Genomic DNA, 25,802 nt, shown 5'->3' on the forward strand with positions numbered 1-25,802 from the left:
AGCGATGGAAAACATCATCCGCACGCTGCGCGCTGAACATGGATGGAGTCAGGCGGCACTGGCTGAAAAGTTGGACGTCTCCCGCCAGTCGGTAAATGCCATCGAAACCGGCAAGTACGACCCGTCCCTGCCACTTGCATTCGCCATTGCCCGCCTGTTCGGCAAGACGATCGAGGAGGTTTTCTTCGACGGGGTGGGCAATCAGAAGGCTGCCGAGTAGAATTTCTCCCGGAGGAATCGGGGGAGGAAAAAATGACTACGAGACACCTGATTGTGGCAAGCGCTGCTCTGGCGCTTGCCGCATCGTGCGGCGGGCCAAGCATTATTGACGAAGTGAAAAACGCACGTCTTGCCGAATGCCCGTCGAACGACATCGGCACGATCGTGAACAATTTCTACAACACGACCAGCTGGACGGCCTACAATGGCGAAACAGAGACCACGAGGGAAGTCTATGCCGAAGGCGAGATCATGTTCGCCGGTGCCTATAAAACGGCACGGCTTGGCTTTCTCTATGATGAAACCACCGGCCAGGTGACCCTCATGGGCGTTGATTTCTCCGGACAGGACCAACCGATGGGTATCGCTACCGCCCTCATTGAGAAGATGTGTGAGGAAGCGCGCTAATCAGGCCGAGCAGCTGCCGCCGCCAAGAACGCAGAAGCTGGCGCACCAGGCATGGTTGAGCTGGACAGGCGCTGCCGTCGCCTCCGACAGCGTTTCGCCAAGCTCGAATTGCGAGTCATAGGGCAGAAGCGTGCAGGCGGTCACGACCGGTCTTGCCGCCCCTTGCCGCTTCACGATCATGCGCTGGCTTGCGCACATCATGTCGGACGGATCGATATTCAGGATGCTCCAGCAGGCGGTGGTGATCTCAGGCGGGTCGTCGCCTTCGATCATTTCGGGAAACAGGACAAGCTGACGGGCGTCCGACGGATCGATACCCAGTCCAAACCGCCCGATCAGCGCCCCATAGCCCGCGCGGGCTTGCGCATCGTCATCGCTCAGCGCCTGCCGGCCCGCAATTGCGATGCGGAAGCCCTCGCCAGCCAGCCAGGAAAGCCCCTCAAGCGCTGCCGCGAATGAACCGGTCCCGCGCTCCTCATCGTGCGGCGCCTCCAGGTAATGATCCATCGAAACGCGCAGCGTCATCTGCCCGCCAAAGCGCGCTTTCAGGGCGAGCAGGCCCTCTCGGATGCGCGGGCGCATCATCGGGCGCATTGCATTTGTCAGCAGCAGCAGCCTGTGGCCGCGTGAGAGGATCGCCTCCATGATCGCCAGAATGTCCGGGCACATGAACGGCTCACCACCCGTGATCCCGATTTCCTTCGTGCCATCGCCGAGCGCATCGATCTCATCGAGGAAGGGCATGACATCGCCCAGCGTCAGATAGGCCAGATCGTCATTGGTTGGCGAACTTTTGATATAGCAATTGCGGCAAGCGATATTGCAGAGCGTCCCGGTGTTGAGCCAGAGCGTCTTGAGCCCGCGCCAGTCGACGCTGCCGCGCGTTTCACCCTTGGCGGTCACAAAGGGATCGTGGAACTTCTGCTGAATCAGGGTCGTATGCGCCATGGCCCGCGAGACTATGCGCACGACCGCGCAAGGCAAGCGGCTGCACGCAGGCGATGACACAGATGTGATTCAGCTTGACGCAGCCAACCGCCGTGGCAAAGCATGCTCGCCGTCGCGGGTGTAGCTCAATGGTAGAGCAGAAGCTTCCCAAGCTTAAGACGAGGGTTCGATTCCCTTCACCCGCTCCAGCCGCCTATTTTTCCGGAATCCAGCTGAGATCCAGCTGGTCATACCGGTCTATATAGCCTGAGCATGCCGACAGCTCGTCCTCATCGATCAGGCGGATCAGTGAACCATGCCGCTTCAGGGCGCCCTCTTCCTCCAGCCGCGAGAACGTCCGGCTGACATGCACACTGGTCATGCCGACAACATCGCCGATATCGGTCTGGTTCAGCGGACAGTGGAAGCTGTCGCGCAGGAGCGGGTTCATCAGCTTCAGGCGGCCAAAGGTCTGCTGCGCAAAGAGGGCAAGTTTTGCCACCGCGCTGTTGCGCCGGAACACCGAGGCACGGTCCTCCTGTTCGGCGCTCTCGATCATCGCGATCGTCAGAAGCAAGGACGCGAGCCTTGGCGAGCGCTCCAGCAGGTTTGACATGTTCTTGCGCGGGAAGGGACACAAAATCGCGTCCGACCGGGCAATGATTCGATAAGGGGTCGCAGCATACGGCACCTGGGAGGAACCGATGATGTCGCCAGGAAGGTGAACACGCACAATGGTCCTCTGGCCGCCCGAGCTGAACGACTCCGAAATCAGCCAGCCTTTCTTGAGGACGAAGAGGTCGTTGCACGGCGCTCCGGCCTCGACGATCACATCACCGGACCTGGCTTCATTGCGATTGCGCTCAAGGTCGGCCATCAGGCCCGCCTGCTCTTCTGTAATAGGCGCAAGCGTGCGCAGCTTTTCCGCCAGGCAGCTGTCTGCCTGCTCGCACGGCTCTACATATTCTGGTCCCGAAAGTGTCATCAGTCTTCTCATTTGCGGCTAAATCAGCAAGGAATTCAGGGCCCTGCTGCTTTCCATCAGCTCGCTATAGTGACGATCCATCAGGGAAATAGTTCCGGGCGATTTCTGGGCAATTCGAGGGCCGTTTCGCGCAAGAAAAAGCCGGCAGGAAGCGCTAGTTCCTTGCCGGCATTTAGTATTTTCGCGGATGCAGGCCGCTGTCAGCTTATGTCCCACTGACCGCGCGTGATCGGCCTGAGTGGCCCATCGACCCGTCTGTGCGCGATGTGTTCCGGGCGGGGTCTGGACGCAGAAAAGGGCTGCTCCAGCCGATTGGACCACGCATTGAAGACGAAAAACGCGTTCATCCGCTCGAATGGTGTGATGTTCCCACTTGAGGCGTGCAGCGTGTTGCAGTCAAAAATCACGACCGATCCGGCCTTGGGCGCAGGTGCCTCAATGCCACCGGCCTCGACCATGGCTGAAATCGACGCCCTGTCCGGGATTCCCGTTCTCTGACGTTTCAAGGAAGACTTGTAATTTTCATCCGGCGTCTCGCCGACACAGGCGATGAACTGCTTCTGGCTGCCAGGGACGAACATGACGGGCCCGGCCTGCGGATGGTTGTCGGTCAACATCACGGACATCGAAAGCGCCCGCATCCGTGGCATGCCATCCTCCGCATGCCAGGTTTCAAAATCCGAATGCCAGTAGAATTCCTTGCCGGTGAAAGCCGGCTTGTAGTTCAGGCGCGACTGATGGATGTAGACCTCATCATCGAGAATGAATCGGGCGAGACCTGCCAGGCGCGGATCGCGCGAGATAAGGTCGAATTCGTCGCTTTGACGATGGGGTGCAAATACCGAGCGCACCGCCCCTGCATCCGGCTCGCTGATGACGGTTTCCCGCGCCAGGCTGGCGGGGTGAGCGCGCATCGCCTCGGCGGTCGAACGCATCTGCTCGACTTCGCGGGGCGAGAAGACGTTTTCGAGGACCAGAAAGCCGTCGCGCTCGAACGCGGCTAGCGCATCGCGGTTCAACGGGGCCCCGCTCCAGTCGCCATTGTGGACGACCGGTTCCTGGCGAGCGATGCGCTGCGGGCTGCCGGCCAGTCGGGTCTGGTAAAGATCCTTTCCTACCTGTTGCATGTCAGTTGCTATTTCCTCTGTTCTGATGCCGGTATTTCCGGGACCGGCTCTGCCTCAACTCAAGAACGGATTCTCGTTCGTCATCCGTCGCGGCCCCCTACGCACGGACACACCAATGAGTTGCAAGCAAAAACAGAAACCGCACGCACAGATAATCTCGGTTAAGAGATCGGCCGTGAACCATGAGGATGGACGGCAGGGCGGCCCGTCATGCATAAGCCGCCCATGAGCCCTGACTTGCTTCTCTCGCTGGCCGACCGGATCGGTGTTTTCGTCTTCGCCATTTCCGGCGGGGTTCTCGCCGTGCGCAAACAGATGGACTTTCTGGGCGTGATCGTCCTCGCCTTCCTGCCCGCCATTGGCGGCGGCACGCTGCGGGACATCATCCTCGATGAGCCAGTCTTCTGGCTTAACGACACCGTGACGCTGCTACTGGCTGTAGCGGGCGGGCTTGCGGCCTTCTTCTTCTATCGCTTCGTCAGCCGCTTCCGGGCGCTTCGCTGGCCGGACGCGGTCGGCATGTCGCTATTTGCCGTGTCCGGTGCGGCGAAAGCCATGGCGCTCGGCCACGGTTTCCTCGTTGTCTTGATCATGGGCGCAATGACAGCCAGCGCAGGCGGGCTGATCCGCGACGTCGTGGCCAATGAGGAGCCGCTGGTGCTGAAGGACGGGGAGCTGTATGCGACCTGCGCGCTCGCCGGGTCTCTGGTCTATTTCGGCGCCGCCAGCCTTGGCCTCGGGGAAACGATTGCCTTTGCGGCTGGCATGACGACGGCGTTCATGCTTCGCGCCGGTGCGATCCTGTTCGGCCTGTCCCTGCCGCGCGCGAAAGGCTGAGCCGTCAGGATTCCCCGCTTAGCAACGGAACAAAGCTGACCCCGCCAATGGTCTCGGTATCCCACGCCGTTTCCGAGCGGCGCGTGATCCGCTGCAATTCCTGATGCCCCGCGCCAACCGGGACCGGGATGATCAGGCGCCCGCCTATTTTCAACTGTTCGCGAAGCGCTTGCGTGACCGGACCAGCCGCAGCAACAAGAATCGCATCGAAAGGAGCTGCCTCGGGCCAGCCGAGCGTTCCATCGCCTGTGCGGCAGGTCACCTGCAAATATCCGAGGCGGCGCAGCGTCTTTTCGGCCCGCCGGGCAAGGTCGCCGCGCCGCTCGATCGCGAACACCTCCGCGCCCATTTCTGCCAGGACCGCCGCGGAGTATCCCGAGCCGAGGCCGACATCGAGCACGCGGGCGCCCGGCTCGATATCGGCGAGCTCTGCCATCAGCGCAACGATATAGGGCTGGGAGATGGTCTGTCCGCCACCGATCGGGAGCGGACGGTCCTCATAGGCGTCGAGACGGCCCGTATCGGGCAGGAAGGCCTCGCGCGGCACAGTCGCCATGGCCTCCAGCACGCGCTCATCGGATATTCCGCGCGATTTGAGCTGGGTCTCCACCATTCGGCTCCGAAGGCCATCGAAATCGGTCATCTCGCCTCCCACACGCCAGTATGCCGCATGTGGCCGAACGGGGGTAGTGGCCGGACCGACAAGCCGCGCAATGCCCGGAGGTCGCCCGGATGCGTATTTTCCCGGATTTTGGAGCGCTTGCTTCAGGGCTAGGGCTTTTCGCGCTGAACCTGGATTTAGGCGCGAGGAGTCCGAACCATGAAGCTTCTGATTGGTTATGCCACCAAGGAAGGACAAACCCGGACGATTGCCAGGTTTCTCGCCGACCGGGCTGCCGATGAGGGGCATGCGGTTGAGCTGCTGGCGTTGCGAGACGCGAGCGAGATCGGGCTGGAGCGGTTTGACGCCATCCTGCTGGCAGCCCCGATTCATGTTGGCCACTATCCGAAGGCGCTGATCAAATTCGTTTCAGACAATACCGAAAAGCTGAATGCCCTCCCGACCCGGTTTATATCGGTGTCGTTGGCTGCAGCCGGTCACGATGCCGACGACTGGAGAAGCCTGGATCACATCCTGGACGATTTCCGCGAAGCCACGGGCTGGCAGCCCAAGGCCTGCAAACATGTTGCGGGTGCGTACATGCCATCCGAGTACGACATCTTCACGCGCCTGATCATGAAAAGGATTATCGCAGCGAAAGATCCGGATGCCGATACGGGCAAAGACAAGGAATACACGGACTGGGAAGATCTCGGCGCCTGGCTGGATAGCTGGCTGGATTGAGGCCCTAGAGGAAGTCCCGCAACGTCTTCATGAACAGGTCGAACTGGTCATGATGAAGCCAGTGGCCCGCATCGGGGAAGAGTTTAACCGCAGCATTGCGGAAGTACTTCGACCGCCCATCCTTTAACGGATCCGATGCCCAGCTCTTCTCGCCGTAAAGCAAAAGCGTCGGACAGGTGATGGACGACCAGAGTTCATGGATCTGCTCGAGTGTGATGTCGACGGAATTCCAGACGCGTAGATAGTTGTCGAACTTCCAGGAATAGGTTCCGTCCTCGTTACGGGCGATCCCGTTGATGGTGAGGTGCCGGGCCTGCTCTTCGGACAGGAAGCTGTTCTCCTCCTTCATCCGGGCATAGGCCTGCTCGAGGCTCTCATAGCGTTTTGGCTGGCGCCCGGACAGGGCTCGCTTGTCCTCGATCATCTTTCGGAACCGGTCCTGCCAGGGCGTCTTCTCACGCTCGGCAATCATGTTCGGACTCGGGCCGAGGCCCTCAATGGCGACGAGCTTCCTGACGTTCTCAGGATAGAGCCCCGTGTAGCGAAGGCAGATATTCCCGCCGAGCGAGTGCGACACGATCGTGACCGGCGCAAGCTTCAGCTGGTGGATCAGCTGCGCCAGATCGTAGATGTAGGCCTGCATGTTGTAGTTGCCTTCGGGCGACCAGGCACTGTCGCCATGGCCGCGCAGGTCCGGCGCGATGACGTGCCAGTCATGGCGCAGCTCTTCGGCTACCCAATCCCAGCTGCGGCAGTGGTCCCGCCCGCCATGGACGAGCAGGAGGGGCGGTGCGCTCTCATTGCCCCAATCGACATAGTGAAGCTTGAGGCGTTGCGAAAAATATGTGTGTGAAACAGGTCCGTGCAGTGTCATGCGCCGGTTTCTTGGCGCATTGCCTCGTAGAAGGCAATGGCTGCGGCGTTGGAGACGTTGAGGCTTTCCATGCCCGGTGTCATCGGAATCCGCGCCAGCGTCGCGCAGGCCTTGGCGACGGCTGGCCTGAGGCCTGAACCCTCTGCGCCCATGACAAAAGCCACCCGGCCCGCCCGGTGGACGGCGGCGGAGATGGTTTCCACCCCCTCTCCCGCGAGCCCTACGGTGTGGTAACCGGCCTCACCCAGCTGATCGATCGCCCGCGCAATGTTGACCACGCGGATTTCGGGCACTGTCTCGATAGCGCCCGCAGCCGCCTTGGCCGCCACGCCGGTGATCGCAGGCGTGTGCCGCGTCTGAAGGATGAGTCCATCAACGCCAAAGGCTGCCGCCGACCGGAAAATGGCGCCAAGATTGTGCGGGTCCGATATCTGGTCGAGCACGCACAGACGCCTTGGCAGCTCAGGCCGGGCAAGGACATCATCCAGCGAAGCGGCCTCAAGCGGCTTCACCCTGACGGCCAGCCCCTGATGCACAGCCCCCGGCGGCAAGAGCTTGTCGAGCGCCTTGGGGTCGAGTGTTTCGGCCTGCGAAAGCCCGACCCGGCGCGCGGCATTCTCGGTTGCGACGCAGCGCAGGATTTCCCGATTGGTGTTTGCCAGGGCCGCCTCGACCGCATGCTGCCCCCATAGCCAGACTGGCCCGTTCGGGTCGGCTGCAGAGCCTGCTGCAAATCGGCGTTTCTCATGGTTGCGTGGAATAGGCTTCATCCCTATAAAGCGCGCTTCGGTGCGCAGGTGACTGCTGTTGCAGGCATTTGGCGCGATGATCCGGGGGCGTCAATCCAGTCGCCTCAGGACAACCCTCTGGAGGGGTGGCCGAGTGGTTAAAGGCAGCAGACTGTAAATCTGCCCGCATAGCGTACACAGGTTCGAATCCTGTCCCCTCCACCATTCATTCCGGGTGGCCCTGCGGGCCGACAATCAGTCCGGTAGACTGATTTTGCGGAATGAATGCCCCGGCCGGGGCTTTTTCCTTTTGATCCCGTATCACCGCTGCGCGCCTCACATGGATCGCGCTCAGGACTGCTCGCTCGTCATCGGAGAAACGCCCCTCACTGCCATACTCCCACGCTCAGCTCTTGCATCGCGACGCCCCACCAAGTATCTCCTGCCGCTCGGAGCGCGGATATAGCACAATGGTAGTGCAGCAGCCTTCCAAGCTGAGGATGCGGGTTCGATTCCCGCTATCCGCTCCAACACCTCATTTCACAGCGATGCGTTCGAAACCGGCGGTTATGAAGTCCACCATTTGCCGGTAGCCACCTTCCAGATCAGTCGAACAGACCTTGCCGCCCGACAGGTGGTCAAGTCGCCCGGTCTGGGCGAAGGCCAGCGTCAGAGCGCCGGAGAGGCAGTGATATCCCCAATAGATCGCATCATCGGACGCATCCGGGAGCGCCGCGCGTAGCGCCTTGATGAACTCGCGGATCGCCGGATCAAAGAAGCGGGTCATCAGCTGCCCGCCCCAGACCGTCGAACTGTTCACATAGGCGACCATCCCATAATAGTTGCGCCAGCCCGGATCGCTGAGATGCGGGCCCGTCAGCAAAGGACGCAGATAGGCATCGATGATGTCGCGCACGCCCGGCTGGCCCGGTGAAGCCTTTGCCTGGCAGGCCCTGAGCGCATCGAGCCGCCAGGCATTGAGAAGATCGGCGCGGCGCTGGAAGGTCTTCTCGAACAATTCATGCTTGCGGCCAAAGTGGTAGTTCGCCAGCGCGACATCGACTCCCGCGCGGGCCGCGATTGCGCGCAGCGTGACAGCGTCGTAGCCATGCTCGGCAAACAGCGCTTCTGCTGCGTCCAGAATGGCAGCCTTGCGCGAAACCTGCTCGCCAAAATCTGCCATGTCACCCTCCTCCAACTAAGGATTGCCCGTCCCGGAGAGCCTAGGCCAACACGCTAGAATGACTAGTCTTATCGTGCCAGCAGATGCATCCGGCGTCAGGCAATTCCCTGCAAAGCTTGTCTTGAGCGAATCGGAATCTTGAAAAGTTCATCGAGACACCGACAAAGTCTTGAGGCATGATCACGTGACAAGAACAGTAAAAACCCGTGGGATTACATCATCCGCCGAAGCGAAGGTGCGAAAATTTTCGAGCCACCGGTCGCTGCGGAAACGCCAGTATTGCCTGTCATAACTGGGTGATAGAGCTGCATTTAGCACAATCGCACGCAGGCGATTTAACCATTAAATTACTTACCGGTCATAATCGAGCATCAGTATTCAATTCTGGGTGCCGTCTATTTGCAAAATCCAAACCGCATGGTCCTGGATGACTGCCAGATGGTGAACTACGGCTCTAATTGAGGGATAGCCGATCATGCGGTTTCTGAAGTTTTTTAGTCTGGGTTATTGGCTGAAGTCAAAATCCATCAATCAGCGGCTGGGCTTCCAGGCCGGTTCGGCCATCCTGCTCAGCTTCTGCCTTGTCGCAGTTCTGGCGGGCGGCTCCTATGTCAGTCTAGGCATGATCCAGAAAGACAACGATCTCGCCGGGCAGGCGCTGTCTTCTGCGCTGCTGGAGAAGGATTTTGCGTCCCTCGAGCGTGACGTGTTTCGCTACGCACTGCTGCAGAACGAAGAAACCAAGGCCGACTATGAAGGCAATGTGACCGACTTCCGTCAGGCGGTAGCCGAAGCTCAGGCCAAGCTGGGTCAGTCCGAGCAAGCCCAGCTTCTCGTCGTCAGCAAAGCGGCCGATGTTTACGTCGCCACGGTCAATCAGGTGATCGGGTCCGGCAATACCGGCGTCGAAGGCGTCAACCGCATTATGGAGAAGGGCGATATCGTTGACGCCAGCATCGAGGAGATCCGCGATCCGGTCATTGCAAAGTCAGCCGCGATCGCCGTGGCTCAGGAAAGCCTTTCCACGACCATCATGGGCATCACAATCCTGATTGCGATCCTGGCAGGCCTGAGCTCCTTCGTGATCGCGCGGGTCATCAAAAAGGCGATTTCGAGCGAGCTCGACGCCATCAGCGGCTCAATCAAGAAAGTCCTCGCTGGCGACCTTGATATCGAAATCCAGCACGCAGAGCGGAATGACGATGTCGGTGAACTGGCTCGCGCAGCCGTCCAGCTTCGCGATACCAGCCGCGCCAAACGCCAGTCGGATGCGGAAATGATCGAAATGGCCCAGCAGGTCGGCGAATGCCTGCAGCGGATGTCTCGCGGCGACCTGACCGTCAAACTCGGCCAGCTTGGCGAAAACTATGCCGGTCTGCGCGAAGACTTCAATCGCACGATCAACCAGCTGCACGATACGCTTTCTTCGGTTGCCGAGTCTGCGCATTCGATCCGCATCGGCTCGAACGAGATCAGCTCGGCCTCCGACGACCTGGCCCAGCGCACCGAGCATCATGCGGGCGACATGGCCCGCATTGCCGAGGCGATCAACGAGATCTCCTCGACGCTCAGCGAGACGGCCGGCAGCGCCGCCGAGGCTGACCGCAACGTTGCTGAAGCCATGGCCGAAACCAAGGATGGCGGCGCCGTCGTCAAGCAGGCGGTCCACGCCATGACCAGCATCGAAGAATCGACTGAGAAGATAGAGCAGATCATTGCTGTCATCGACGGCATCGCCTTCCAGACCAACCTGCTGGCCCTGAACGCAGGCGTGGAAGCAGCCCGTGCCGGCGACGCTGGCAGCGGCTTCGCCGTCGTCGCCAACGAGGTTCGCGCCTTGGCCCAACGCTCTGCCGATGCCGCCAAGGACATCAAGGGCCTCATCCAGACCAGCAGCAACCAGGTCGCGAATGGTGCAGACATGGTGCGCAAGACAGGCGCTGCCTTTGAACGCATCAATGAGCGGATCAGCAGTGTCTCCGCCCTGGTCGAGCAGATCAGCACGAAGGCTGAACAGCAGTCGCACAATCTCAAGGAAACCAACCGCTCGATGAGCAATGTCGAGATGGTTACGCAGAACAATGCCGCCATGGTCGAGGAAAGCACTGCTGCTGCCCGCAACCTGGCGAGTTCTGCCGACAGCCTGGCACAGCTGGTTTCGCAGTTCTCGCTGCGTGAGCAATCCAGCGTGAGTGCAATCCACTCGATCAATGCACGCCAGCAGACCACAAGCGTCGCCGCAACGGGTGGCAAGCGCGTGGTCGGCGGGTAAGCGGGCACGAGCCGCGCGCTTCCTGCAACCCTGAACTCTTCTTGAAAAGCTCAGAGCCAGGACGGCTCACCCCAAAGGAAATAACAATGAAAAGACACCATATCCTCGCGGCTCTGGCTTGCGCCAGCGCCGCGACAGTGGGCCCCTTTGCCCAGGCTCAGGAGAATTCTGCGCCGAGTCTTCAGAAAACGTTCGGTTCCGACGCCTTCAAGATCGACGGCTCCTTCCGCACCCGGTTCGAAGGCTTTGATGGCGCCTTCCGCTCCAGCGGCGCGACCGAAGACAGCCTTGTGAGCTTCCGCACGCTCATCAACGCTGAATACGATGCCGGCAGCTTCCGTTTTGGCGGAACGTTGCAGGATTCTCGCGCTTATGACGCCGATACCGACACGCCGCTCTCGACGGCCGAAGTGAACACGTTCGAACTTCTCCAGGCCTATGTCACTGCTGAGCTGGGGGACTTCGCCGGCGCCGGAACAAGCACGGAGCTGACAGCCGGCCGTTTCACGATGAATCTAGGATCCAAGCGCCTGGCCGCCACACCGGGCTTCCGCAACACGGGCAACGGCTTTACCGGCGTCAAGGCGGACTGGAAAGGTGCCGGCAAGCAGAAGTTCACGGCCTTCTATACGCTGCCGCAACAGCGCCTGCCCTCGGCAAAGAGCGAACTGCTCGACAATGAGACCGAGTGGGACCGCGAAGGCGACGACCTGCGCTTCTGGGGCGCGTTCTTCTCCACGCCGGCCGTCAACGAACGCAGCACTGTCGAACTCTATTTCTACGGCCTCGACGAGGATGACCGCTCTGACCGTGCGACGAGGAACCGTCACCTACTGACGCCTGGTGCGCGGATTTACTCCGACCAGGGCACAGGTCTTTTCGACTATGAGTTCGAAGGCGCCTGGCAGACCGGTGACATTCGCACATCCTCGGCTGCGGCCGCACCGCAAGTCGACGTGTCGGCTTACACGATCGCCGCAGAAGTCGGTTACACCTTCGACACCTCGATCAAGCCGCGCGTTGCACTCGTCGGGAACATTGCCAGCGGTGACGATCCGGACTCCTCGGATTTCAACCGTTTCGACACGCTTTTTGGCATCCGCCGCGGGGAATGGGGCCCATCCTCTTCCCTTTTCGGACCGCTGAGCCGAAACAATATCCGCGATCTTGGCGTCCGGTTCGAATTCAAGCCTTCCAAACGTCTCGACGGCTTTATCTCGGCCCACAGCGTCTGGCTTGACGAGGAAACCGACAGCTTCGCCAAGACGGGTATTCGCGACGCGAGCGGAAGCAGCGGCGATTTCGGTGCCAACCAGGTTGAAGCCCGGCTGCGCTACTGGATCGTCCCGGACTTCCTGCAGATGGATATTGGCGGCGCCGTCCTGAACAAGGGCAGCTTCCTGAAAGATGCACCGAACGTCCAGGACACGAGCGATACCCACTACGGCTACGTAGACTTCTACATTCACTTCTAGATCCCGGATTCGCCTCGGCGAAACCGGTAACTTCATCATCTAAAGCCTGCGCGGCCCTGGCCTCGCAGGCTTTTTTTGTCTCGAAAGGGATGACGGGCGGCAGCCGAAAGGAATGGCGCACCTAACAGGATTCGAACCTGTGACCTCTGCCTTCGGAGGGCAGCGCTCTATCCAGCTGAGCTATAGGTGCGTTGAGCCACCCTGTAAGCGAAGCTGGCTCACGGTGCAATCTCTCGCCAGCACGCCGTTTCAGCTTTTACCTTTCGAGCGTCTGTGCAAAATACCGTCAGACAATCCGAAGGCATTCGAGAAGGAAGTTGCACGGACATGAAATCAGGACTTTCAACGTACGCCGGCCTCGTCGCTGCCGCAGCCTTGGCCTTCACGCTTGCAGGCTGCAATCCATCCTCGACCAGCAGCGATGAACCAGCCTCCGCCGCAACTGACGCACCCGGCAGCACCGAGCAGGCCGAGCGGCGCAACCGTGAGGACATCATCGCAGAGTATGAGGCCGCCCTGGCTGAGGCACGCGAGACGTCTGGCAATGGCGAGCCAGCTCTGTGGACATTGTCCGACGAAGACACGACGATCTACCTGTTCGGCACGGTCCACATCCTGCGCCCGGATCTCGACTGGCGCACGCCCGAATTCGACGCGGCTTTCGACAGCGCCGATACGCTGGTTCTCGAAGTCGACATGGAAAGCGAAGCTGGCCAGCAGGCCGTGATGCGGGACTTCGTGCAACGCGGTCTCTACGGCGATGGCCGCACGCTGAGCGGCCAACTCAGCGATGAAGACCTCAGCGTCCTTGAAACGGCGCTCGAGCCGCTCGGCCTGCCGATTGCCGCGCTCGACCCGATGGAGCCCTGGATGGTCGCGGTCACCCTGTCGGTCTCGCACCTGCAGGCGGAAGGGTTTGATCCGGAATCCGGTGTCGAACAGGTCCTCATCGCCGACGCGAAGGATGACGGCAAGAACTTCGCCTTCCTCGAAACAGCCGCCGTGCAAGCCGATATCTTCGACACCCTGCCGGAAGACGTCCAGAAGACCTTTCTCTACGAGACGGCACTGACGCTGGACGAATCTACGCTGATGCTCGACCAGGTCGTGGATGAATGGGCCGATGGCGATGTCGAGGGCCTCGGCACACTGGTCGCCAATCCTGACACGGGTGGCGGCGAGGGCATCTATGATGCGCTGTTTATCAAGCGCAACAGCAACTGGGTGCCGCAGATCGAGGCAATGCTCGACGAAACCGGCACCTTTTTTGTTGCTGTCGGCGCCGGCCATCTGGCTGGTCCAGACAGCGTCGTCACCATGCTGCGCGACAAGGGCTATGAGGTGGAGGGGCCGTAAGCGCCGTTCCGGCGCGCCGGGCGTCAGTCCGGCGGGTTGCCTTCCCAGTCGATGATCCAGTTGATCTGGTCTTCCTCGAGCACGCTGTCCTCACTGACAGTGCGGCCGAGCACGGAATGCCCCTTTTCATGGATGCGATTGCGATCCCCGCAGACGAGATGGTGCCAATCCGCCAGCCCCCGGCCTTCATTGATCCTTCGATACGCGCAGCTCTTCGGCATCCATTTGAGGTCCGATACGCTTTGCGGTGTCAGGATGATGCAGTCCGGGACCTTCTCCTTGCGGTTCTCATAATCTGAGCAGCTGCAGGTCTCGGGATCGAACAACCGGCAGTGAAGGCGCGTATATGCCACCTCGCCGGTATCCTCGTCTTCCAGCTTGAGCAGACAACACTTGCCGCAGCCGTCGCAGAGTGACTCCCATTCTTCTCTGGTCAGCTCGGACAGCTGTTTCGTTTCCCAGAAGGGCCGGCTCATCGTCGAGCTCCCGGTCTAATGGACCACGTCCTGCCATTCAGGATGACGCTGAAGCTGGACCTTGGCAAACCCGCAGACCGGAAGAAGCTGAAAGCCATCCTGGCGCGCCTTTTCAACCAGCGCGCCGACGAGTTTCGTTCCAAGACCCCTGCCGCCCAGAACAGATGGCACGCCGACAAAGTCGACACGCATCACATCCGGTTTCGCCCAGCCATAGCGAATTTCCAACTCATGGCCTTCGACATCTGCTGTCAGTCGTTGCCCGGAACCCTTGAGAACGAGGTCGCTCATCTCAGTACGTCCTGCCATTCGGGGTGTTTCTCGATCTGCGCCTTCGCATACGGACAGAGCGGGACAATTCTGCGGCCCTCGGCGCGGGCATCGTCGACAGCGCGTTTCACCAGGGCTTGCCCGATGCCCCGCCCGCCCAACGCCTGAGGAACGCCGGTATGGTCAATGATTATGATGCTCTCGCCAGCGCGGGAATAAGTCATTTCGGCCACGTGGCCGTCGAGGGATACGGAGTAGCGACCGCCACTATCGGTTTCGCTGCGATGAATTTCAAATGTGCTCAACGGGGCCTGCAATACCAAATCGTTTCGATTGCAGTCTGGTATTATGAATAGTCAGACCATGGCAAGCGATCTTGCGCCGGTCAGGCCTCGTCCTGCTTCTTCTTTTCGTCAGAAGACAGACCCAGTTCGTCCTTGACCTCCTGGACAGCTTCCTGGCCCTTGCCTTCGGCCTGTTTGAGCTTGCCTTCAGCCTCGAGCTTCCGGTTGCCGGTTACAACGCCGGCGACTTCCTTGATCTTGCCTTCTACCTGCTTACCAATTCCTTTGGCTTTTTCATTGGCCATTTTAGGCCTCCTTTCGATTCTAATTACAACAACGGGTCAGATGGGCGGCGGGTTCCGGCTATCGCGAGATTCATTCGCCATGCTAGGTGGCTGGCCATGACCAGATTGCCGCCAAGACCAAAGCTGAGCTGGAAAGAGGATGGAACGCCTGCCGATGACGGGGTCGGGGATGTCTATTTCTCACGCCACGACGGCCTGGAAGAAACCCGAGCGGTCTTTCTTCAAGGGTGCGGCCTGCCCGAACGATGGCTCGCACGACCGAATTTCACCGTTGCCGAGCTTGGGTTTGGTACCGGGCTCAACTTCCTTGCGGCGTGGCAGCTCTGGCAGCAGACACGAAACCCTCATCAATGGCTTCATTTCGTCAGCTTCGAAGGCTTTCCCCTGGATGCCGAGGATGCCCGCCGCGCCTTGGCCGCATGGCCGGAATTGCGGACCTTCAGCGACAAGCTGATTGACGCCTGGCCTGAGCGTGCGTTCGGCGTCCAGCGGATCGTCTGGCCCGAGGACCGGATCACATTGACGCTGCATACCGGCGATATTTGCGAGACACTGCCGCAGTCTGAACTGCACGCCGACGCCTGGTTCCTCGATGGATTCTCGCCCACCAAGAATGAACGCATGTGGAGCGAAGCGCTCTGGCCGCATGTGCGTGAGCGTTGCCGCGAAGGCGCGCTTCTGGCGACGTTCACGGTGGCTGGCGGCGTTCGGCGCGGCTTGTCGGCAGCAGGCTTCGAGGTTGAGAAGAAACCCGGTTTCGGGCGCAAGCGCGAACGCCTTGAAGTGCGCGCGCCCGCCGATATCGACCGGCCTGCCGACAGCCATGGGCTGCGGCCCATGGGTCAGGCGCCCCAGCAGGTTAGAATTATCGGGGCAGGCATCGCTGGCGCGTGCGCGGCCCGCATCCTTCTCGACCGTGGAATCGCGGTCGAGGTCATCGATGCAGCCCCCGGTCCCGCCAAGGCCGCCAGCGGCAACCCGCTCGCCCTCGTCATGCCGCGGCTTGATGCAGGCGACACGGTGCAGGCCCGCTTATTGGTGGATGCCTACCTCGCTGCCAGGCGCTTTTTTGCCGGACGGCCGGGCGCCTGGGAGACAACGGTGGCCCACCGGCCGAAAGATGAGAAGGAAGCCGAACGGATTTCGAAGGTCCTCGCCGACCCGCCTCTGGGACTTGAGAATCTGGAAGCGCTGGCCGGCGGCGGCCTGCTGCACAAGGGCGCGCTGATCCTGCAGCCGGATGTGCTCCTACCGTCGCTGCTGGAAGGGGCAGATTGCCGATTCCACACAAGGCTCGAACCGGAAGGTCTCGAAGACGATATTCCGACCATTCTGGCGACCGGTCACTCGGCTGGCGCTTTCATGAAGTGGCTCGATATCGAAGGGCGGCTTGGCCAGGTTGAGTGCGTAGAGACTGAGGTCGACGCGCCCGCATCGGCCACAGCTTCGGGAGACTACGCCATCGCGCTTGGGCGAAGGCGTGTCTGGGGGGCGACGTTCGAGCGCTGGGAGGGTGGCTCGATTGAGGAAAGCGAAACGGCGCGCGCTTCGAATATGGATGCCCTGGACGCGCTGGCACCTTACTGGTGGCATGAGGCGCGGAAAGGACAGGTCACGAGCCGGGCCAGCGTCAGGGCGACGACACCGGACCGTCTGCCCCTGATCGGACGTCTTCCAGATTATGAGAGGGCGATCGACGTTTTTGACGGTGTGCGTCATGGGCAATCCCCAAAAGACGATGCCCCGCTCGCCGGCCACCTGCTGATTGCTGGCGGGTTCGGCTCGCGGGGCTTCACCTGGGGGCCCTGGGCTGGGGAAATCCTGGCTGGGCTGGTCCTTGATGAACCGGCCCCGGCGACGCAGTCAGCGCTTCGGGCGGTATCGCCCATGCGACAGGTTCTGCGGCGCCTGAAGCGCGGCGGCTAGCTGTCAGCCAGCCGCTGCGAAGATGACCTGAACGCCCCGTTCGAGATCGGCCTGCATCGTCATGTGCACACCGCCGGCCTCGATATGCAGCCCGCCCGAAAAACTTGCGAAGGCGACGGCTGCAAGGGTGACAAGCGCAGCGCCGAAGGCGATCATTCCGCTTGTCCTGAGTCTGCTAGTCATTTGTGACCCCTGAATTTGTGGGTTGGTGAAAATCGGCTCTGGCCTTGGTCGCCGGACTGGTTCGGGCATGTGAAGGATGAGAGCCGACATGGTTAGTTCTTTTCGAGGTTGCGAAACTCGCGGCGCAGGCGCCACTCGTCGGAGGTGACATTCCGCTCCAGGTTCTGGAGGCGGTCCTCAAGGTCCATGAAGGTGTACTTCAGGCCCGAATAGGTCGCCCGCGGCCGGTCGGAGACGCCGCGCCAGAAAGCCTCCTCGTCAGGCTGCAGGTGCGAATACCCGCGAGGCGCTTTCGGCACGATCAGGATCATCACGATATAGGCGATGAAGATCAGCGGACCGGCGAACAGGAAGAAGGATGCAACCGCCAGCAGGCGCACAACGATCGGATCCCATCCGAAGCGCTCTGCGATGCCGCCGCAGACCCCGGCCCAGACACGGTGATGGCGTGAACGGTAGAGGCGCTTGGGGTTGCGCGAGCGGAACATGTCGTCTTCGTCAGCCCCGTGCACACGGTCGCGGTAACGGCGATGGTGAGAAGAATGGGTCATTTGAAGTTTTGTCCTATTGGTCGAAGGAAGAGCGAGGCCGGCGGGGGGCCGGAATCTCGTCGTCCGGTTGTGTGTCTGTCAGCTTTTCGAGTGTCTCGATGCGCCGTTCCATGGCCTTGGCGGAGCGCCACAGGTCTTCCAGCATCCGCTCATCATCCGGCTCCAGGCTGTTCTGCTTCCGCCAGAGGGTGATGTAGTGAAACACCATTGCCGGAAACACGATGAAGAGGGAAACGACCGCAACGATCGCGACGATAAATTCGGGGTCCATACCTTAGCCTTCCTTCGTCTCAGCCTGGTTCTCCACACGCTGGAGGATGAGGCCGGGAACGATGATAACCGATAGAATGGCGGCAAGCACGATCAGGGAGGAAATCATGGTCTCTTACTCCTCGTTCTTTTCTGTTTTCGAGGTTTTCGATGCCGACTTGGCACGCGACTTCTTCAGGGCTTCGAGTTCCTTCTCGACCTTCTCGTCGCGCTCAAGCTCGGCGAACTGGGCTTCAAGGCTCGGCTCGCGGCCCTTGATCGTGTCGGCATAGGCTTCCATTTCGTCGACCTTGCGTTCCACGCTGGCGTAGCGGGCGAGCGCATCGTCCACCTTGCCGTCATAGGTCTGCGAGCGCATGCGGATGCGTTGCTCGGCAGCTTCGCGGCGCATCATCAGCGCCCGATGCTTGGCCTTGGCCTCGTCGAGTTTGGCCTGAAGCTTGGACAGGTCGTCCTGATGCTTCTCAAAGGCTTCTTCAGCGGCAACCATCGCATGCTTGCGGCGATCGATCTCGCCTTCGGCTTTTTGCTTGGCAATCAGTGCACCGCGGGCAAGATCCTCGCGGCCCTTGTCTATGGCGACGCCGGCCTTGGTTTCCCAGTCTTCGCGGACACGGGTGTAGTACTCGATCTCACGCTCCATTTCCTTCTTGTCGGCCATGGCGCGGGCGGCAGAGGTGCGAACCTCGACCAGCGTGTCTTCCATCTCCTGGATGATCAGACGTGCAATTTTTTCTGGGTTTTCGGCGCTGTCCAGCATCGCGTTGATGTTGGAGTTGATGATGTCGCCGAGGCGGGAAAACAGTCCCATTTTATTATCCTTTCAGTCTCGGTGAATTGGGGGGAGGAAACGACAGCCTCTTACAGGGCTTAGAAAAACAGGCCGCCGAGAAAGACGCCTGCAGCGAAGAACATCCAGCACTCGGCCGGACGCGAAGCCAGCCAGCGGCCAAAACGGCCACCTTCGTGGCGGGCTTCCTGGTAGCGGGTGTCATAATGGTGGTCGGTCATTTTCTTGTCAGTCCTTCAGTCGGTTGTGGCGACGCCCATCGCCTGTATGCCATTCCTATTTCAAGGACCGTGCCAGTTTGGTCGTAACCAATTAAAACCTTGTTTTTGCGTTATTTATTTTTATTCAGCAAATTTTGGCTTGAGAAATATTAGCTATTTTGACGAATTTAGTTGGTTGAATCGACCGATAATTTAGCTATTTTAACTGCATGCTTGGTCAAACACCCCAAATTGTCGGTGAGGCGCCGGAATGGCTGTCGGCGCTTGAGCATGTCTCGCGGCTCGCCCCGCTTGACCGGCCTGCGCTGGTCATCGGCGAGCGCGGCACAGGCAAGGAGCTGATCGCCGAGCGGCTGCACTTCCTGTCCCGGCGCTGGGACGGCCCTTATGTGAAAGTGAACTGCGCAGCGCTTTCCGATGATCTTCTCGACAGCGAACTTTTCGGCCATGAGCGCGGCGCCTTTACCGGGGCAACCGATCGCCGTCAGGGCCGGTTCGAACTGGCAAATGGGGGCACGATCTTTCTCGACGAGATCGCAACCGCCTCCCAGCGCGTGCAGGAGAAGCTGCTCAGGGTCATCGAATATGGCGAGTTCCAGCGCCTCGGTGGTGAGAAGGTCCTGTCCACCGATGTGCGCGTGGTGGCCGCAACCAATATTGACCTGCCTTCAGCCGTCAGGCGCGGCAGGTTTCGCGCAGACCTGCTCGACCGGCTGGCCTTCGATGTCATTACTCTGCCGCCGCTGCGCTATCGCAAGGGCGATGCAAGCTTGCTGGCCGATTTTTTCGCGCGTCGCATGGCGCGCGAGATGATGGAGGACTTCCCAGGCTTTGCGCCGTCGGCCATCGCCGCCATCGAGGCGCATACCTGGCCGGGCAATGTCCGTGAGCTGCGAAACTTCGCCCAGCGCGTGACCGCGCGAGCGCTGGCAACACCGTCGCCTGACCCCATCCGCTTCGATCCGGATGCGCTCGATCCGTTCGCGTCGCCCTTCCGTCCGCCTGCGGACTTGAAAGATACGCCAGAAGCCCCACCTGAGCGCGCTCGCCCTTCAATCCCAAAACCTGAGCTCGGCCGCCCGTTTTCCGAGCAGACTAAACTTTTTGAAACCGCCTTGATCGATGCCGCCCTTGCGGCACATGATGGTCATCAGGGAAAAGCCGCTGAAGACCTTGGACTGACCTATCACCAGTTTCGGGGCCTGTTGCGGAAACACGATTACGGAAAGAAACCGGGCAAACCGGACGACGACTAACGGGCCTGACAGCGTTTTCTTAATCCCAACCTGCAAAGGAGTTCACCATGCAGGCTTCCCGGACCGCTCTTCAGCAAGGACTCGGCGCCCCCGAGCCGCGCCGCGATTCAACCGAGTTTCTCGGCCTGCCTTTCCAGGCCATGCAGACTCGCCAGGCCGCGCGGCAGATTGCTGCGCATACACTGGAATCCGACCGCTTCTGGTATGTCGTCACCCCGAATGTCGACCACATGGTCCGGCTGTCGCGCCAGCCCGACTTGCGCTCGCTCTATGATGGCGCTGGGATGATCCTGAATGACAGCCGGATTCTCGAACTCCTGGCGAAATGGGACAAGCTGGATCTGCCCGCCTCGCCGGGCGCCGATGTGGTGCAGGCCCTGTTCGAACGCGAGATCGATCCGGAAGAGCCCGTCGTGGTCGTGGGCTGCACAGCAAGCGAGATCACCGCACTCAAAGCCAAATTCGGACTATCCGATGTGCGCTGGCACGATGCGCCCATGGGCCTGCGGAAAAACCCCGAAGCCATCCGCAAGGCGGCCGAGTTCATGGCGACGAACAAGGCGCGCTTCCACTTTATCTGTGTTGGCTCGCCGCAACAGGAAATGGTTGCGACAGCAGCTCGCGAGCTCGGCACCGTCACGGGCGTTGGTATCTGCTGCGGGGCCAGCCTCGACTTCCTGACCGGAAAGAGCCGGCGCGCCCCCGAATGGATGCGCCGCGCGCGGCTTGAGTGGCTTCACCGGCTGACCAATGAACCCCAGCGCATGGCGAAGCGCTACATTATCGATGGTCCGAAGATTTTCTCGCTTTGGCTCGCTGACAGGCGCCAGCGCCGAGAGCGCGCCGAAAGCCGCTAGGCAGCCGATCGTGTTCTATTTGGCGTCGGGATCATAACGGCCGCCGCGCAGGACGAAGCGCCGGTCGCAATAGCCGCACTCGACCATTTCATCATCGCCCATCTCGTACCAGACGATCGGATGGCCGAGCGGACCGTTGCCGCCATCACAGGCGACGCGATGCTCGTCGGTCACAATGGTTTCCGGTGCGTCCGGCAGTGGCTTTGTCGACATGGTGTTCCTGCTTCCCCGATGACAATATTGCCTGAAAGAGGCTTGGCGCATAGGTAGTCGCTGTCGCGCCTGCACGTCAATTGGCGAGGGCACCGGCGCGGCGCCATGCCGGGAGGACCGATGAAACCGAAACTCTACCACTGCCGCAATGCACGCTCCTTCCGCCCGCTCTGGGCGATGGAGGAGCTTGAGATGGACTATGAGCTGATCGTCCTGCCTTTCCCGCCGCGCGTGCATTACAAGCCCTATCTCGATATCAACCCGCTCGGCACCATCCCCTTCTTCGATGACGGCCAGGCGAAGATGACCGAATCGACCGGCATCTGCGAGTATCTGGGCAACAGGTACGGGCCGACCGATCTCGTCGTGAAACCCGATGAAGCCGAGTATGGCGCCTATCTGAACTGGATGTTCTTTTCCGACGCGACGCTGACGTTCCCGCAGACGCTGGTGCTGCGCTACGAGATGCTTGAGCCGAAATCGCGGCGCCAGCCCCAGGTGGCAGACGACTACCGTATGTGGTTCTCTGGCCGGCTGACCCATGTCGAGCGGCGGCTCGAGCACAAAAAGTGGATCGCCGCGGACCGCTTCACCATGGCCGATATCGCAATCGGATATGCGATCCTGCTGGCCTCCGTCCTGCCGCCACTGGAACCATGCATCACGCCGACCTGCAAAGCCTATCTCGACCGACTGCGGGAACGGCCTGGCTTTATCCGCGCGCAGAACATGCAAAAAGAAACCCCGGTGGTTCAGGTTTAGGATTGGGCGTCCTATATGACGCGCTCGACGTGATCATGGAGGCTACATGTCCGCACCTGACTATGCCATCGAGGCCGAAGGGCTGGAGAAGGTTTACGCTGCTTCCGGGAAGATGCCCGAGAAGCGCGCACTCAAGTCGATCGATCTCAAAGTACCGCGCGGGCAGATTTTTGGGTTGCTGGGTCCAAACGGGGCGGGCAAGTCGACCTTCATCAACATCCTTGCCGGGCTGGTGACCAAGACGGGCGGCAAGGCGAAGATCTGGGGCATGGACATCGATCAGCATCCGCGGGCCTCGCGGGCGGCGATTGGCGTCGTGAACCAGGAAATCACGATGGACCCCTTCTTCACGCCCGAAGAGGCACTTGAGTTGCAGGCGGGTTTTTACGGCGTTCCGAAGGGTGAGCGCCGGACGGATGAAATTCTTGAAGCCGTGGGTCTGCTGGACAAGCGCGATGCCTATGTCCGCCAGCTTTCAGGCGGCATGAAGCGCCGCCTGATGGTGGCCAAGGCTCTCGTTCACAATCCGCCGGTGCTGATCCTCGACGAGCCGACCGCTGGTGTCGATGTCGAGCTTCGCCGCTCGCTCTGGCAATATGTCCGCCGCCTGCATGACGCCGGGACGACGATCATACTGACCACTCACTATCTGGAAGAAGCCGAGGAACTCTGCGACCAGATCGCCATCGTCAACCATGGCGAAATCATCGCCTGCGAGCCGACCAGCCAGCTGCTGAAACGCCTCGACCAGCGTATCCTGCGTGTGACCCCGCGCGAGCCGCTCAACGCCATACCGGAAAGCCTGAGCCATCTCGATGCGAAGCTGCTGAATTCCGGCGATCTCGAGATTGCCTATCGCAACAGCGAGACCGGCATCGGTCGGCTGCTTGAACAGGTGCGGGAAGCCGGGGTCGGCGTGGCCGATCTGTCGACCGACCAGCCGAACCTGGAAGACGTATTCGTCGCGATGACGAGCGAGCCGGCCTGATCAGGGCCTAGTCGACACGCCGGACCATGAAGCCCGTTCGCGGGAAGTGAACATGGATCGTTTCGGCCTGGTCGTCATGGCGGTGCAGGATGATCCGGTCCGCAGCCGCAATGACGATCTCGCCCTCAACCCAGTCGCGGCCATAATCATCCGGCGCGACAGCGACTTTCTCACCCGGCTCGAATTCCTGCAGCTCGCCATCGGTCTTGGCCGCCTTGAGGCGCGGCGCCGCTTTGCGTGCAATTTCGATGGCCTGCTCGCCGGTGATCGACTCCGGCGCCTGCCCCTCGATTTCCTTCATGCGCTCATACCAGTCCTTGGTCCGCGGCGCGGACTGGAGACAGGTCTCCAGGAAGTCGGGCAGGTTCTGTTCCATGAACCAGAGATTCATGTGAACATGCACATCGACCAGGCCAGGTTTCATGCCGATGATCCACTGACCGCCACCTGCCCCGTGTCCGCCCTGCAGGCGTTCTTCTACCCACATCAGCTGGGCACGCCACTGATCGCGCAGCATCGGAGCGACAGCGGCCATGGCCTTGGTGTCGAATTCCCGGCCGCTCATGGCCGTACGGTCTTTCTTGAAGTCTTCCGGCACCTGGTCGCCCAGGGCTCCGAAGATCACGGCAACGCTCGTCTGGAACCACTTCCCATCCGCCCATGAACCGATCATGCTGGACAGGCCTTCATGGCCGGGCAGCTCGATGCCTGGCAAGGGAAAGCGTTCTTCCAGAACGCGCAGGATGAGGGCGGTGTCACAGAAAATGTCCGCGCCGATCTGCATCACAGGGGTCTTCCGGTAACCACCGGTCAACGGCATCAGAAGTGGCTTCGGCATGATGTTCGGGATTTCGACGCCCGCCCAGCCAAGGTTCTTCATACGCAAGGCCAGCCGGACTTTCTCCGAGAACGGAGACCGGTCATAATGGTGCAGGATAATCGATTGCGGACCAGCCATATCTTTTATCAACCCCTATGCTTTCAAGGCCCTGTCAGTTTCGAGGGCTTGCCCTACCTAGTGAAAACGCCTTCATGCGGTAAACGATATACAGAGAAGCACAAGAGGAAGCCCAGATCATGCTCGACCCCGTTGCGATGCCGCATCTTGCCGACATTCCGCGCGTCCAGGCCGGACGCATACCCGAAAAGCCGGCTTTCTGGTTCGAAGGTGAGACCACCACTTTCGGCGAACTCGACACGCGCGCCAACCAGGTCGCCAATGGTCTTGTTGCACTCGGTGTACAGCCTGGCGACCGCGTCGCTTATCTCGGCAAGAACATGGCGGTCTATTACGAGATGCTTTTCGGTTGCGCCAAGGCGCGCGCCGCCATGACCGGCATCAACAATCGTCTCGCTCCGCCGGAAATGCAGTTCATTCTTTCCGATAGCGAGTCGAAAATCCTTTTCGTCTCGGCTGATTTTTACGAGGCAGCGACGAAGATTGCGAGCCAATGCCCGGAGCTGAAGCAGATTATCGCGATCGATGGCGGACATGAGGAATGGCCTGCCTACGCAGACTGGCGCGACAGCCAGAATACGGATGCGCCGGGCATCTCACCGCAAGGCAGTGACGATGTCATCCAGCTCTATACCTCCGGCACGACCGGCCTGCCCAAAGGTGTGATGCTGACAAATGACAACTACCGCGCCGTCTTCGAGGAAGCCGGAAAGCTGGCCTGGTCAGCTTATGAAGAAGGTGAGGTGGTGATGAACGCCATGCCGCTTTTCCACGTGGCAGGCTGCAATATCGGCATTCTCGCAACAGCGCAGGGCGCCAAGACGGTGGTCCTGCGCGAAATCGACCCGAAGGTCATCCTGGACCTGGCGGAAGAGCACAAGGTCAACCACACTTTCTGGGTGCCTGCCGTGATCCTGATGCTGAGCCAGTATCCGGGTGTGGATGATCGCGACTTCTCAAGCCTGAAGACGATTTCCTATGGCGCCTCGCCGATTGCGGAAGACTTGCTGAAACGCGCGGTGGACCTGTTCGGCGCGAAGTTTACCCAGCTTTACGGCCTGACGGAGACGGTCGGCCTTGGAACTTATCTGCCGCCCGAAGCGCATGATCCTTCATGGGGCAAACTGCGCTCTTGCGGTGTGCCCTATCCCACATCAGTGGTTCGAGTTGTCGATGGCGATGACAAACCGCTTCCCACCGGCGAGGTCGGCGAAATCGTCATCAAGGGCGGGTTCGTGATGAAGGGCTACTGGCACCGGGAAGAAGCCACTGACGAGGCCCTCGAAGGCGGGTTCTTCCATACGGGAGATGCCGGCTATTTTGACGAGGACGGCTTTCTCTACATCCATGACCGCATCAAGGACATGATCGTGTCCGGCGGCGAGAACGTCTACCCGGCCGAGGTCGAGAACGCCGTGTTTGGTCATCCTGCCATCGCCGACGTTGCTGTGATCGGCATCCCAAGCGAAAAGTGGGGCGAGGAGGTCAAGGCCATTGTCGTCCTGAAAGAAGGCGAGCAAGCTACCGCTAAGGACATCATCGCCTGGACGCGCGAAAAGATCGCCGGTTACAAATGTCCGAAATCGGTCGACTTCGCGGACGCCTTGCCGCGCAATCCGTCAGGAAAAATCCTCCGCAAGGACCTGCGCGAGCCCTACTGGGAAGGCACTGACCGGCGCGTCAGCTAATTTTCCCTGTCAGTTTCGATAGGGTCGGCGGCGCGTGACGCAAGGTCATATTCCGGTTTCGCTTGGAA

The 25,802-nt window shown here is 60.5% G+C and carries 31 protein-coding genes and 4 tRNA genes; 16 read left to right on the forward strand and 19 right to left on the reverse strand.

Annotation, left to right across the window (positions count from 1 at the left end):
- Nucleotides 1-4: 4 nt before the first annotated feature.
- Together D1227_RS00995 and D1227_RS01000 are read left to right on the forward strand one after the other, a co-directional pair.
- Nucleotides 5-220 carry a helix-turn-helix transcriptional regulator gene (locus D1227_RS00995; RefSeq protein ID WP_119375349.1) on the forward strand — a complete coding sequence of 72 codons (216 nt, stop codon included), beginning with the start codon at nt 5-7 and terminating at the stop codon, nt 218-220.
- Between the two features lie 32 nt (nt 221-252).
- A complete protein-coding gene (locus D1227_RS01000) occupies nt 253-627 on the forward strand; it encodes a hypothetical protein (protein ID WP_119403475.1) in 375 nt (124 codons plus the stop codon).
- Here D1227_RS01000 and D1227_RS01005 read toward each other — a convergent pair whose 3' ends face one another.
- Entirely contained in the window at nt 628-1,575 is a 948-nt protein-coding gene (locus tag D1227_RS01005) for a radical SAM protein (protein WP_119403476.1), read from the reverse strand.
- A gap of 114 nt (nt 1,576-1,689) precedes the next feature.
- On the opposite strand from D1227_RS01005, the gene D1227_RS01010 reads away from it, so the two are divergent.
- Nucleotides 1,690-1,763: transfer RNA gene (locus D1227_RS01010), tRNA-Gly, on the forward strand.
- Nucleotides 1,764-1,768: 5 nt separating this feature from the next.
- Here D1227_RS01010 and D1227_RS01015 read toward each other — a convergent pair.
- A complete protein-coding gene (locus D1227_RS01015; RefSeq protein ID WP_158586530.1) occupies nt 1,769-2,539 on the reverse strand; it encodes a Crp/Fnr family transcriptional regulator in 771 nt (256 codons plus the stop codon).
- A gap of 200 nt (nt 2,540-2,739) precedes the next feature.
- Nucleotides 2,740-3,666, reverse strand: coding sequence for an ectoine hydroxylase (gene thpD / locus D1227_RS01020; protein WP_119403478.1), 927 nt, complete (start codon nt 3,664-3,666; stop codon nt 2,740-2,742).
- Between the two features lie 225 nt (nt 3,667-3,891).
- Between thpD and D1227_RS01025 the strand changes: the two genes are divergently transcribed.
- On the forward strand, nt 3,892-4,503 hold the full coding sequence (locus D1227_RS01025) for a trimeric intracellular cation channel family protein (RefSeq protein ID WP_158586531.1): 612 nt from the start codon (nt 3,892-3,894) through the stop codon (nt 4,501-4,503).
- A 4-nt stretch (nt 4,504-4,507) separates the two neighbouring features.
- On the opposite strand, the gene D1227_RS01030 is transcribed toward D1227_RS01025, so the two are convergent.
- Nucleotides 4,508-5,146: a protein-L-isoaspartate(D-aspartate) O-methyltransferase gene (locus tag D1227_RS01030; protein ID WP_119403479.1), complete on the reverse strand. Its 639-nt coding sequence runs from the start codon at nt 5,144-5,146 to the stop codon at nt 4,508-4,510.
- A gap of 177 nt (nt 5,147-5,323) precedes the next feature.
- Between D1227_RS01030 and D1227_RS01035 the strand changes: the two genes are divergently transcribed.
- Nucleotides 5,324-5,848, forward strand: coding sequence for a flavodoxin domain-containing protein (locus D1227_RS01035; protein ID WP_119403480.1), 525 nt, complete (start codon nt 5,324-5,326; stop codon nt 5,846-5,848).
- Between the two features lie 4 nt (nt 5,849-5,852).
- Here the strand turns inward: D1227_RS01035 and D1227_RS01040 are convergent, their stop codons facing one another.
- On the reverse strand, nt 5,853-6,722 hold the full coding sequence (locus tag D1227_RS01040) for an alpha/beta fold hydrolase (RefSeq protein ID WP_119403481.1): 870 nt from the start codon (nt 6,720-6,722) through the stop codon (nt 5,853-5,855).
- On the reverse strand, nt 6,719-7,492 hold the full coding sequence (gene rlmB, locus D1227_RS01045) for a 23S rRNA (guanosine(2251)-2'-O)-methyltransferase RlmB (RefSeq protein ID WP_119403482.1): 774 nt from the start codon (nt 7,490-7,492) through the stop codon (nt 6,719-6,721). The genes D1227_RS01040 and rlmB overlap by 4 nt, the downstream gene beginning before the upstream one ends.
- A 98-nt stretch (nt 7,493-7,590) precedes the next feature.
- On the opposite strand from rlmB, the gene D1227_RS01050 reads away from it, so the two are divergent.
- Both D1227_RS01050 and D1227_RS01055 read left to right on the forward strand, forming a co-directional pair.
- Nucleotides 7,591-7,675, forward strand: a tRNA-Tyr gene (locus D1227_RS01050).
- Nucleotides 7,676-7,906: 231 nt separating this feature from the next.
- Nucleotides 7,907-7,980, forward strand: a tRNA-Gly gene (locus D1227_RS01055).
- A 5-nt stretch (nt 7,981-7,985) separates the two neighbouring features.
- Here D1227_RS01055 and D1227_RS01060 read toward each other — a convergent pair.
- Nucleotides 7,986-8,633 (reverse strand): TetR/AcrR family transcriptional regulator, encoded by a 648-nt coding sequence (locus tag D1227_RS01060; RefSeq protein WP_119403483.1) that lies wholly within the window; start codon nt 8,631-8,633, stop codon nt 7,986-7,988.
- Nucleotides 8,634-9,108: 475 nt separating this feature from the next.
- Between D1227_RS01060 and D1227_RS01065 the strand changes: the two genes are divergently transcribed.
- Nucleotides 9,109-10,905 (forward strand): methyl-accepting chemotaxis protein, encoded by a 1,797-nt coding sequence (locus tag D1227_RS01065; RefSeq protein ID WP_119403484.1) that lies wholly within the window; start codon nt 9,109-9,111, stop codon nt 10,903-10,905.
- Nucleotides 10,906-10,991: 86 nt separating this feature from the next.
- Nucleotides 10,992-12,380 (forward strand): alginate export family protein, encoded by a 1,389-nt coding sequence (locus D1227_RS01070; protein WP_119403485.1) that lies wholly within the window; start codon nt 10,992-10,994, stop codon nt 12,378-12,380.
- 113 nt (nt 12,381-12,493) lie between these two features.
- On the opposite strand, the gene D1227_RS01075 is transcribed toward D1227_RS01070, so the two are convergent.
- Nucleotides 12,494-12,570: transfer RNA gene (locus tag D1227_RS01075), tRNA-Arg, on the reverse strand.
- A 137-nt stretch (nt 12,571-12,707) separates the two neighbouring features.
- Between D1227_RS01075 and D1227_RS01080 the strand changes: the two genes are divergently transcribed.
- The gene (locus D1227_RS01080; protein WP_119403486.1) at nt 12,708-13,736 is read left to right on the forward strand and encodes a TraB/GumN family protein; all 1,029 of its coding nucleotides are present in this window, start codon (nt 12,708-12,710) and stop codon (nt 13,734-13,736) included.
- A 23-nt stretch (nt 13,737-13,759) separates the two neighbouring features.
- On the opposite strand, the gene D1227_RS01085 is transcribed toward D1227_RS01080, so the two are convergent.
- The 4 genes from D1227_RS01085 to D1227_RS01100 form a co-directional block, all read right to left on the reverse strand.
- The gene (locus D1227_RS01085) at nt 13,760-14,212 is read right to left on the reverse strand and encodes a YcgN family cysteine cluster protein (protein ID WP_119403487.1); all 453 of its coding nucleotides are present in this window, start codon (nt 14,210-14,212) and stop codon (nt 13,760-13,762) included.
- Nucleotides 14,213-14,227: 15 nt separating this feature from the next.
- Entirely contained in the window at nt 14,228-14,503 is a 276-nt protein-coding gene (locus D1227_RS01090) for a GNAT family N-acetyltransferase (RefSeq protein ID WP_158586532.1), read from the reverse strand.
- Nucleotides 14,500-14,787 carry a GNAT family N-acetyltransferase gene (locus D1227_RS01095; RefSeq protein ID WP_119403489.1) on the reverse strand — a complete coding sequence of 96 codons (288 nt, stop codon included), beginning with the start codon at nt 14,785-14,787 and terminating at the stop codon, nt 14,500-14,502. The genes D1227_RS01090 and D1227_RS01095 overlap by 4 nt, the downstream gene beginning before the upstream one ends.
- A gap of 80 nt (nt 14,788-14,867) precedes the next feature.
- Complete coding sequence (locus D1227_RS01100) at nt 14,868-15,071, reverse strand: CsbD family protein (RefSeq protein ID WP_119375365.1); 204 nt, start codon at nt 15,069-15,071, stop codon at nt 14,868-14,870.
- Nucleotides 15,072-15,167: 96 nt separating this feature from the next.
- Here D1227_RS01100 and mnmD point away from each other — a divergent pair, with 96 nt between their 5' ends.
- Nucleotides 15,168-16,997: a tRNA (5-methylaminomethyl-2-thiouridine)(34)-methyltransferase MnmD gene (mnmD, locus tag D1227_RS01105; protein ID WP_119403490.1), complete on the forward strand. Its 1,830-nt coding sequence runs from the start codon at nt 15,168-15,170 to the stop codon at nt 16,995-16,997.
- 3 nt (nt 16,998-17,000) lie between these two features.
- Here mnmD and D1227_RS19750 read toward each other — a convergent pair whose 3' ends face one another.
- From D1227_RS19750 to D1227_RS20000, 5 genes are all read right to left on the reverse strand, one after another.
- Nucleotides 17,001-17,180, reverse strand: a complete 180-nt coding sequence (locus tag D1227_RS19750; protein ID WP_147372686.1) for a hypothetical protein — start codon at nt 17,178-17,180, stop codon at nt 17,001-17,003.
- A gap of 92 nt (nt 17,181-17,272) precedes the next feature.
- Nucleotides 17,273-17,731 (reverse strand): envelope stress response membrane protein PspC, encoded by a 459-nt coding sequence (pspC, locus tag D1227_RS01110; RefSeq protein WP_119375367.1) that lies wholly within the window; start codon nt 17,729-17,731, stop codon nt 17,273-17,275.
- Nucleotides 17,732-17,744: 13 nt separating this feature from the next.
- The gene (pspB, locus tag D1227_RS01115) at nt 17,745-18,002 is read right to left on the reverse strand and encodes an envelope stress response membrane protein PspB (protein WP_119375368.1); all 258 of its coding nucleotides are present in this window, start codon (nt 18,000-18,002) and stop codon (nt 17,745-17,747) included.
- Between the two features lie 114 nt (nt 18,003-18,116).
- Nucleotides 18,117-18,812: a phage shock protein PspA gene (pspA, locus tag D1227_RS01120; protein ID WP_119375369.1), complete on the reverse strand. Its 696-nt coding sequence runs from the start codon at nt 18,810-18,812 to the stop codon at nt 18,117-18,119.
- Between the two features lie 59 nt (nt 18,813-18,871).
- A complete protein-coding gene (locus D1227_RS20000) occupies nt 18,872-19,012 on the reverse strand; it encodes a hypothetical protein (protein ID WP_199288296.1) in 141 nt (46 codons plus the stop codon).
- A 209-nt stretch (nt 19,013-19,221) separates the two neighbouring features.
- Between D1227_RS20000 and pspF the strand changes: the two genes are divergently transcribed.
- Both pspF and D1227_RS01130 read left to right on the forward strand, forming a co-directional pair.
- Entirely contained in the window at nt 19,222-20,268 is a 1,047-nt protein-coding gene (gene pspF / locus D1227_RS01125; RefSeq protein ID WP_119375370.1) for a phage shock protein operon transcriptional activator, read from the forward strand.
- Nucleotides 20,269-20,315: 47 nt separating this feature from the next.
- Entirely contained in the window at nt 20,316-21,125 is an 810-nt protein-coding gene (locus D1227_RS01130; protein ID WP_119375371.1) for a WecB/TagA/CpsF family glycosyltransferase, read from the forward strand.
- A gap of 15 nt (nt 21,126-21,140) precedes the next feature.
- Here the strand turns inward: D1227_RS01130 and D1227_RS01135 are convergent, their stop codons facing one another.
- Complete coding sequence (locus D1227_RS01135) at nt 21,141-21,338, reverse strand: zinc-finger domain-containing protein (protein ID WP_119375372.1); 198 nt, start codon at nt 21,336-21,338, stop codon at nt 21,141-21,143.
- Between the two features lie 120 nt (nt 21,339-21,458).
- On the opposite strand from D1227_RS01135, the gene D1227_RS01140 reads away from it, so the two are divergent.
- Together D1227_RS01140 and D1227_RS01145 are read left to right on the forward strand one after the other, a co-directional pair.
- Nucleotides 21,459-22,100 carry a glutathione S-transferase family protein gene (locus D1227_RS01140; protein ID WP_119375373.1) on the forward strand — a complete coding sequence of 214 codons (642 nt, stop codon included), beginning with the start codon at nt 21,459-21,461 and terminating at the stop codon, nt 22,098-22,100.
- A 46-nt stretch (nt 22,101-22,146) separates the two neighbouring features.
- Complete coding sequence (locus tag D1227_RS01145; RefSeq protein WP_119375374.1) at nt 22,147-23,088, forward strand: ABC transporter ATP-binding protein; 942 nt, start codon at nt 22,147-22,149, stop codon at nt 23,086-23,088.
- 7 nt (nt 23,089-23,095) lie between these two features.
- Here D1227_RS01145 and D1227_RS01150 read toward each other — a convergent pair whose 3' ends face one another.
- Entirely contained in the window at nt 23,096-24,046 is a 951-nt protein-coding gene (locus D1227_RS01150; protein ID WP_119375375.1) for a glutathione S-transferase, read from the reverse strand.
- A 119-nt stretch (nt 24,047-24,165) separates the two neighbouring features.
- Between D1227_RS01150 and D1227_RS01155 the strand changes: the two genes are divergently transcribed.
- On the forward strand, nt 24,166-25,734 hold the full coding sequence (locus tag D1227_RS01155; RefSeq protein WP_119403491.1) for a long-chain-fatty-acid--CoA ligase: 1,569 nt from the start codon (nt 24,166-24,168) through the stop codon (nt 25,732-25,734).
- Nucleotides 25,735-25,802 lie beyond the last annotated feature (68 nt).

Origin of the sequence: Henriciella mobilis, from assembly GCF_003576315.1 — a bacterium.
Lineage (GTDB): Bacteria > Pseudomonadota > Alphaproteobacteria > Caulobacterales > Hyphomonadaceae > Henriciella > Henriciella mobilis.

Coding starts and splice junctions, on each gene's coding strand:
- D1227_RS00995 (WP_119375349.1), top strand. CDS start 5: ATGGAAAACATCATCCGCACGCTGCGCGCTGAACATGGATGGAGTCAG.
- D1227_RS01000 (WP_119403475.1), top strand. CDS start 253: ATGACTACGAGACACCTGATTGTGGCAAGCGCTGCTCTGGCGCTTGCC.
- D1227_RS01005 (WP_119403476.1), bottom strand. CDS start 1,575: ATGGCGCATACGACCCTGATTCAGCAGAAGTTCCACGATCCCTTTGTG.
- D1227_RS01015 (WP_158586530.1), bottom strand. CDS start 2,539: ATGACACTTTCGGGACCAGAATATGTAGAGCCGTGCGAGCAGGCAGAC.
- thpD (WP_119403478.1), bottom strand. CDS start 3,666: ATGCAACAGGTAGGAAAGGATCTTTACCAGACCCGACTGGCCGGCAGC.
- D1227_RS01025 (WP_158586531.1), top strand. CDS start 3,892: ATGAGCCCTGACTTGCTTCTCTCGCTGGCCGACCGGATCGGTGTTTTC.
- D1227_RS01030 (WP_119403479.1), bottom strand. CDS start 5,146: ATGACCGATTTCGATGGCCTTCGGAGCCGAATGGTGGAGACCCAGCTC.
- D1227_RS01035 (WP_119403480.1), top strand. CDS start 5,324: ATGAAGCTTCTGATTGGTTATGCCACCAAGGAAGGACAAACCCGGACG.
- D1227_RS01040 (WP_119403481.1), bottom strand. CDS start 6,722: ATGACACTGCACGGACCTGTTTCACACACATATTTTTCGCAACGCCTC.
- rlmB (WP_119403482.1), bottom strand. CDS start 7,492: ATGAAGCCTATTCCACGCAACCATGAGAAACGCCGATTTGCAGCAGGC.
- D1227_RS01060 (WP_119403483.1), bottom strand. CDS start 8,633: ATGGCAGATTTTGGCGAGCAGGTTTCGCGCAAGGCTGCCATTCTGGAC.
- D1227_RS01065 (WP_119403484.1), top strand. CDS start 9,109: ATGCGGTTTCTGAAGTTTTTTAGTCTGGGTTATTGGCTGAAGTCAAAA.
- D1227_RS01070 (WP_119403485.1), top strand. CDS start 10,992: ATGAAAAGACACCATATCCTCGCGGCTCTGGCTTGCGCCAGCGCCGCG.
- D1227_RS01080 (WP_119403486.1), top strand. CDS start 12,708: ATGAAATCAGGACTTTCAACGTACGCCGGCCTCGTCGCTGCCGCAGCC.
- D1227_RS01085 (WP_119403487.1), bottom strand. CDS start 14,212: ATGAGCCGGCCCTTCTGGGAAACGAAACAGCTGTCCGAGCTGACCAGA.
- D1227_RS01090 (WP_158586532.1), bottom strand. CDS start 14,503: ATGAGCGACCTCGTTCTCAAGGGTTCCGGGCAACGACTGACAGCAGAT.
- D1227_RS01100 (WP_119375365.1), bottom strand. CDS start 15,071: ATGGCCAATGAAAAAGCCAAAGGAATTGGTAAGCAGGTAGAAGGCAAG.
- mnmD (WP_119403490.1), top strand. CDS start 15,168: ATGACCAGATTGCCGCCAAGACCAAAGCTGAGCTGGAAAGAGGATGGA.
- D1227_RS19750 (WP_147372686.1), bottom strand. CDS start 17,180: ATGACTAGCAGACTCAGGACAAGCGGAATGATCGCCTTCGGCGCTGCG.
- pspC (WP_119375367.1), bottom strand. CDS start 17,731: ATGACCCATTCTTCTCACCATCGCCGTTACCGCGACCGTGTGCACGGG.
- pspB (WP_119375368.1), bottom strand. CDS start 18,002: ATGGACCCCGAATTTATCGTCGCGATCGTTGCGGTCGTTTCCCTCTTC.
- pspA (WP_119375369.1), bottom strand. CDS start 18,812: ATGGGACTGTTTTCCCGCCTCGGCGACATCATCAACTCCAACATCAAC.
- D1227_RS20000 (WP_199288296.1), bottom strand. CDS start 19,012: ATGACCGACCACCATTATGACACCCGCTACCAGGAAGCCCGCCACGAA.
- pspF (WP_119375370.1), top strand. CDS start 19,222: ATGCTTGGTCAAACACCCCAAATTGTCGGTGAGGCGCCGGAATGGCTG.
- D1227_RS01130 (WP_119375371.1), top strand. CDS start 20,316: ATGCAGGCTTCCCGGACCGCTCTTCAGCAAGGACTCGGCGCCCCCGAG.
- D1227_RS01135 (WP_119375372.1), bottom strand. CDS start 21,338: ATGTCGACAAAGCCACTGCCGGACGCACCGGAAACCATTGTGACCGAC.
- D1227_RS01140 (WP_119375373.1), top strand. CDS start 21,459: ATGAAACCGAAACTCTACCACTGCCGCAATGCACGCTCCTTCCGCCCG.
- D1227_RS01145 (WP_119375374.1), top strand. CDS start 22,147: ATGTCCGCACCTGACTATGCCATCGAGGCCGAAGGGCTGGAGAAGGTT.
- D1227_RS01150 (WP_119375375.1), bottom strand. CDS start 24,046: ATGGCTGGTCCGCAATCGATTATCCTGCACCATTATGACCGGTCTCCG.
- D1227_RS01155 (WP_119403491.1), top strand. CDS start 24,166: ATGCTCGACCCCGTTGCGATGCCGCATCTTGCCGACATTCCGCGCGTC.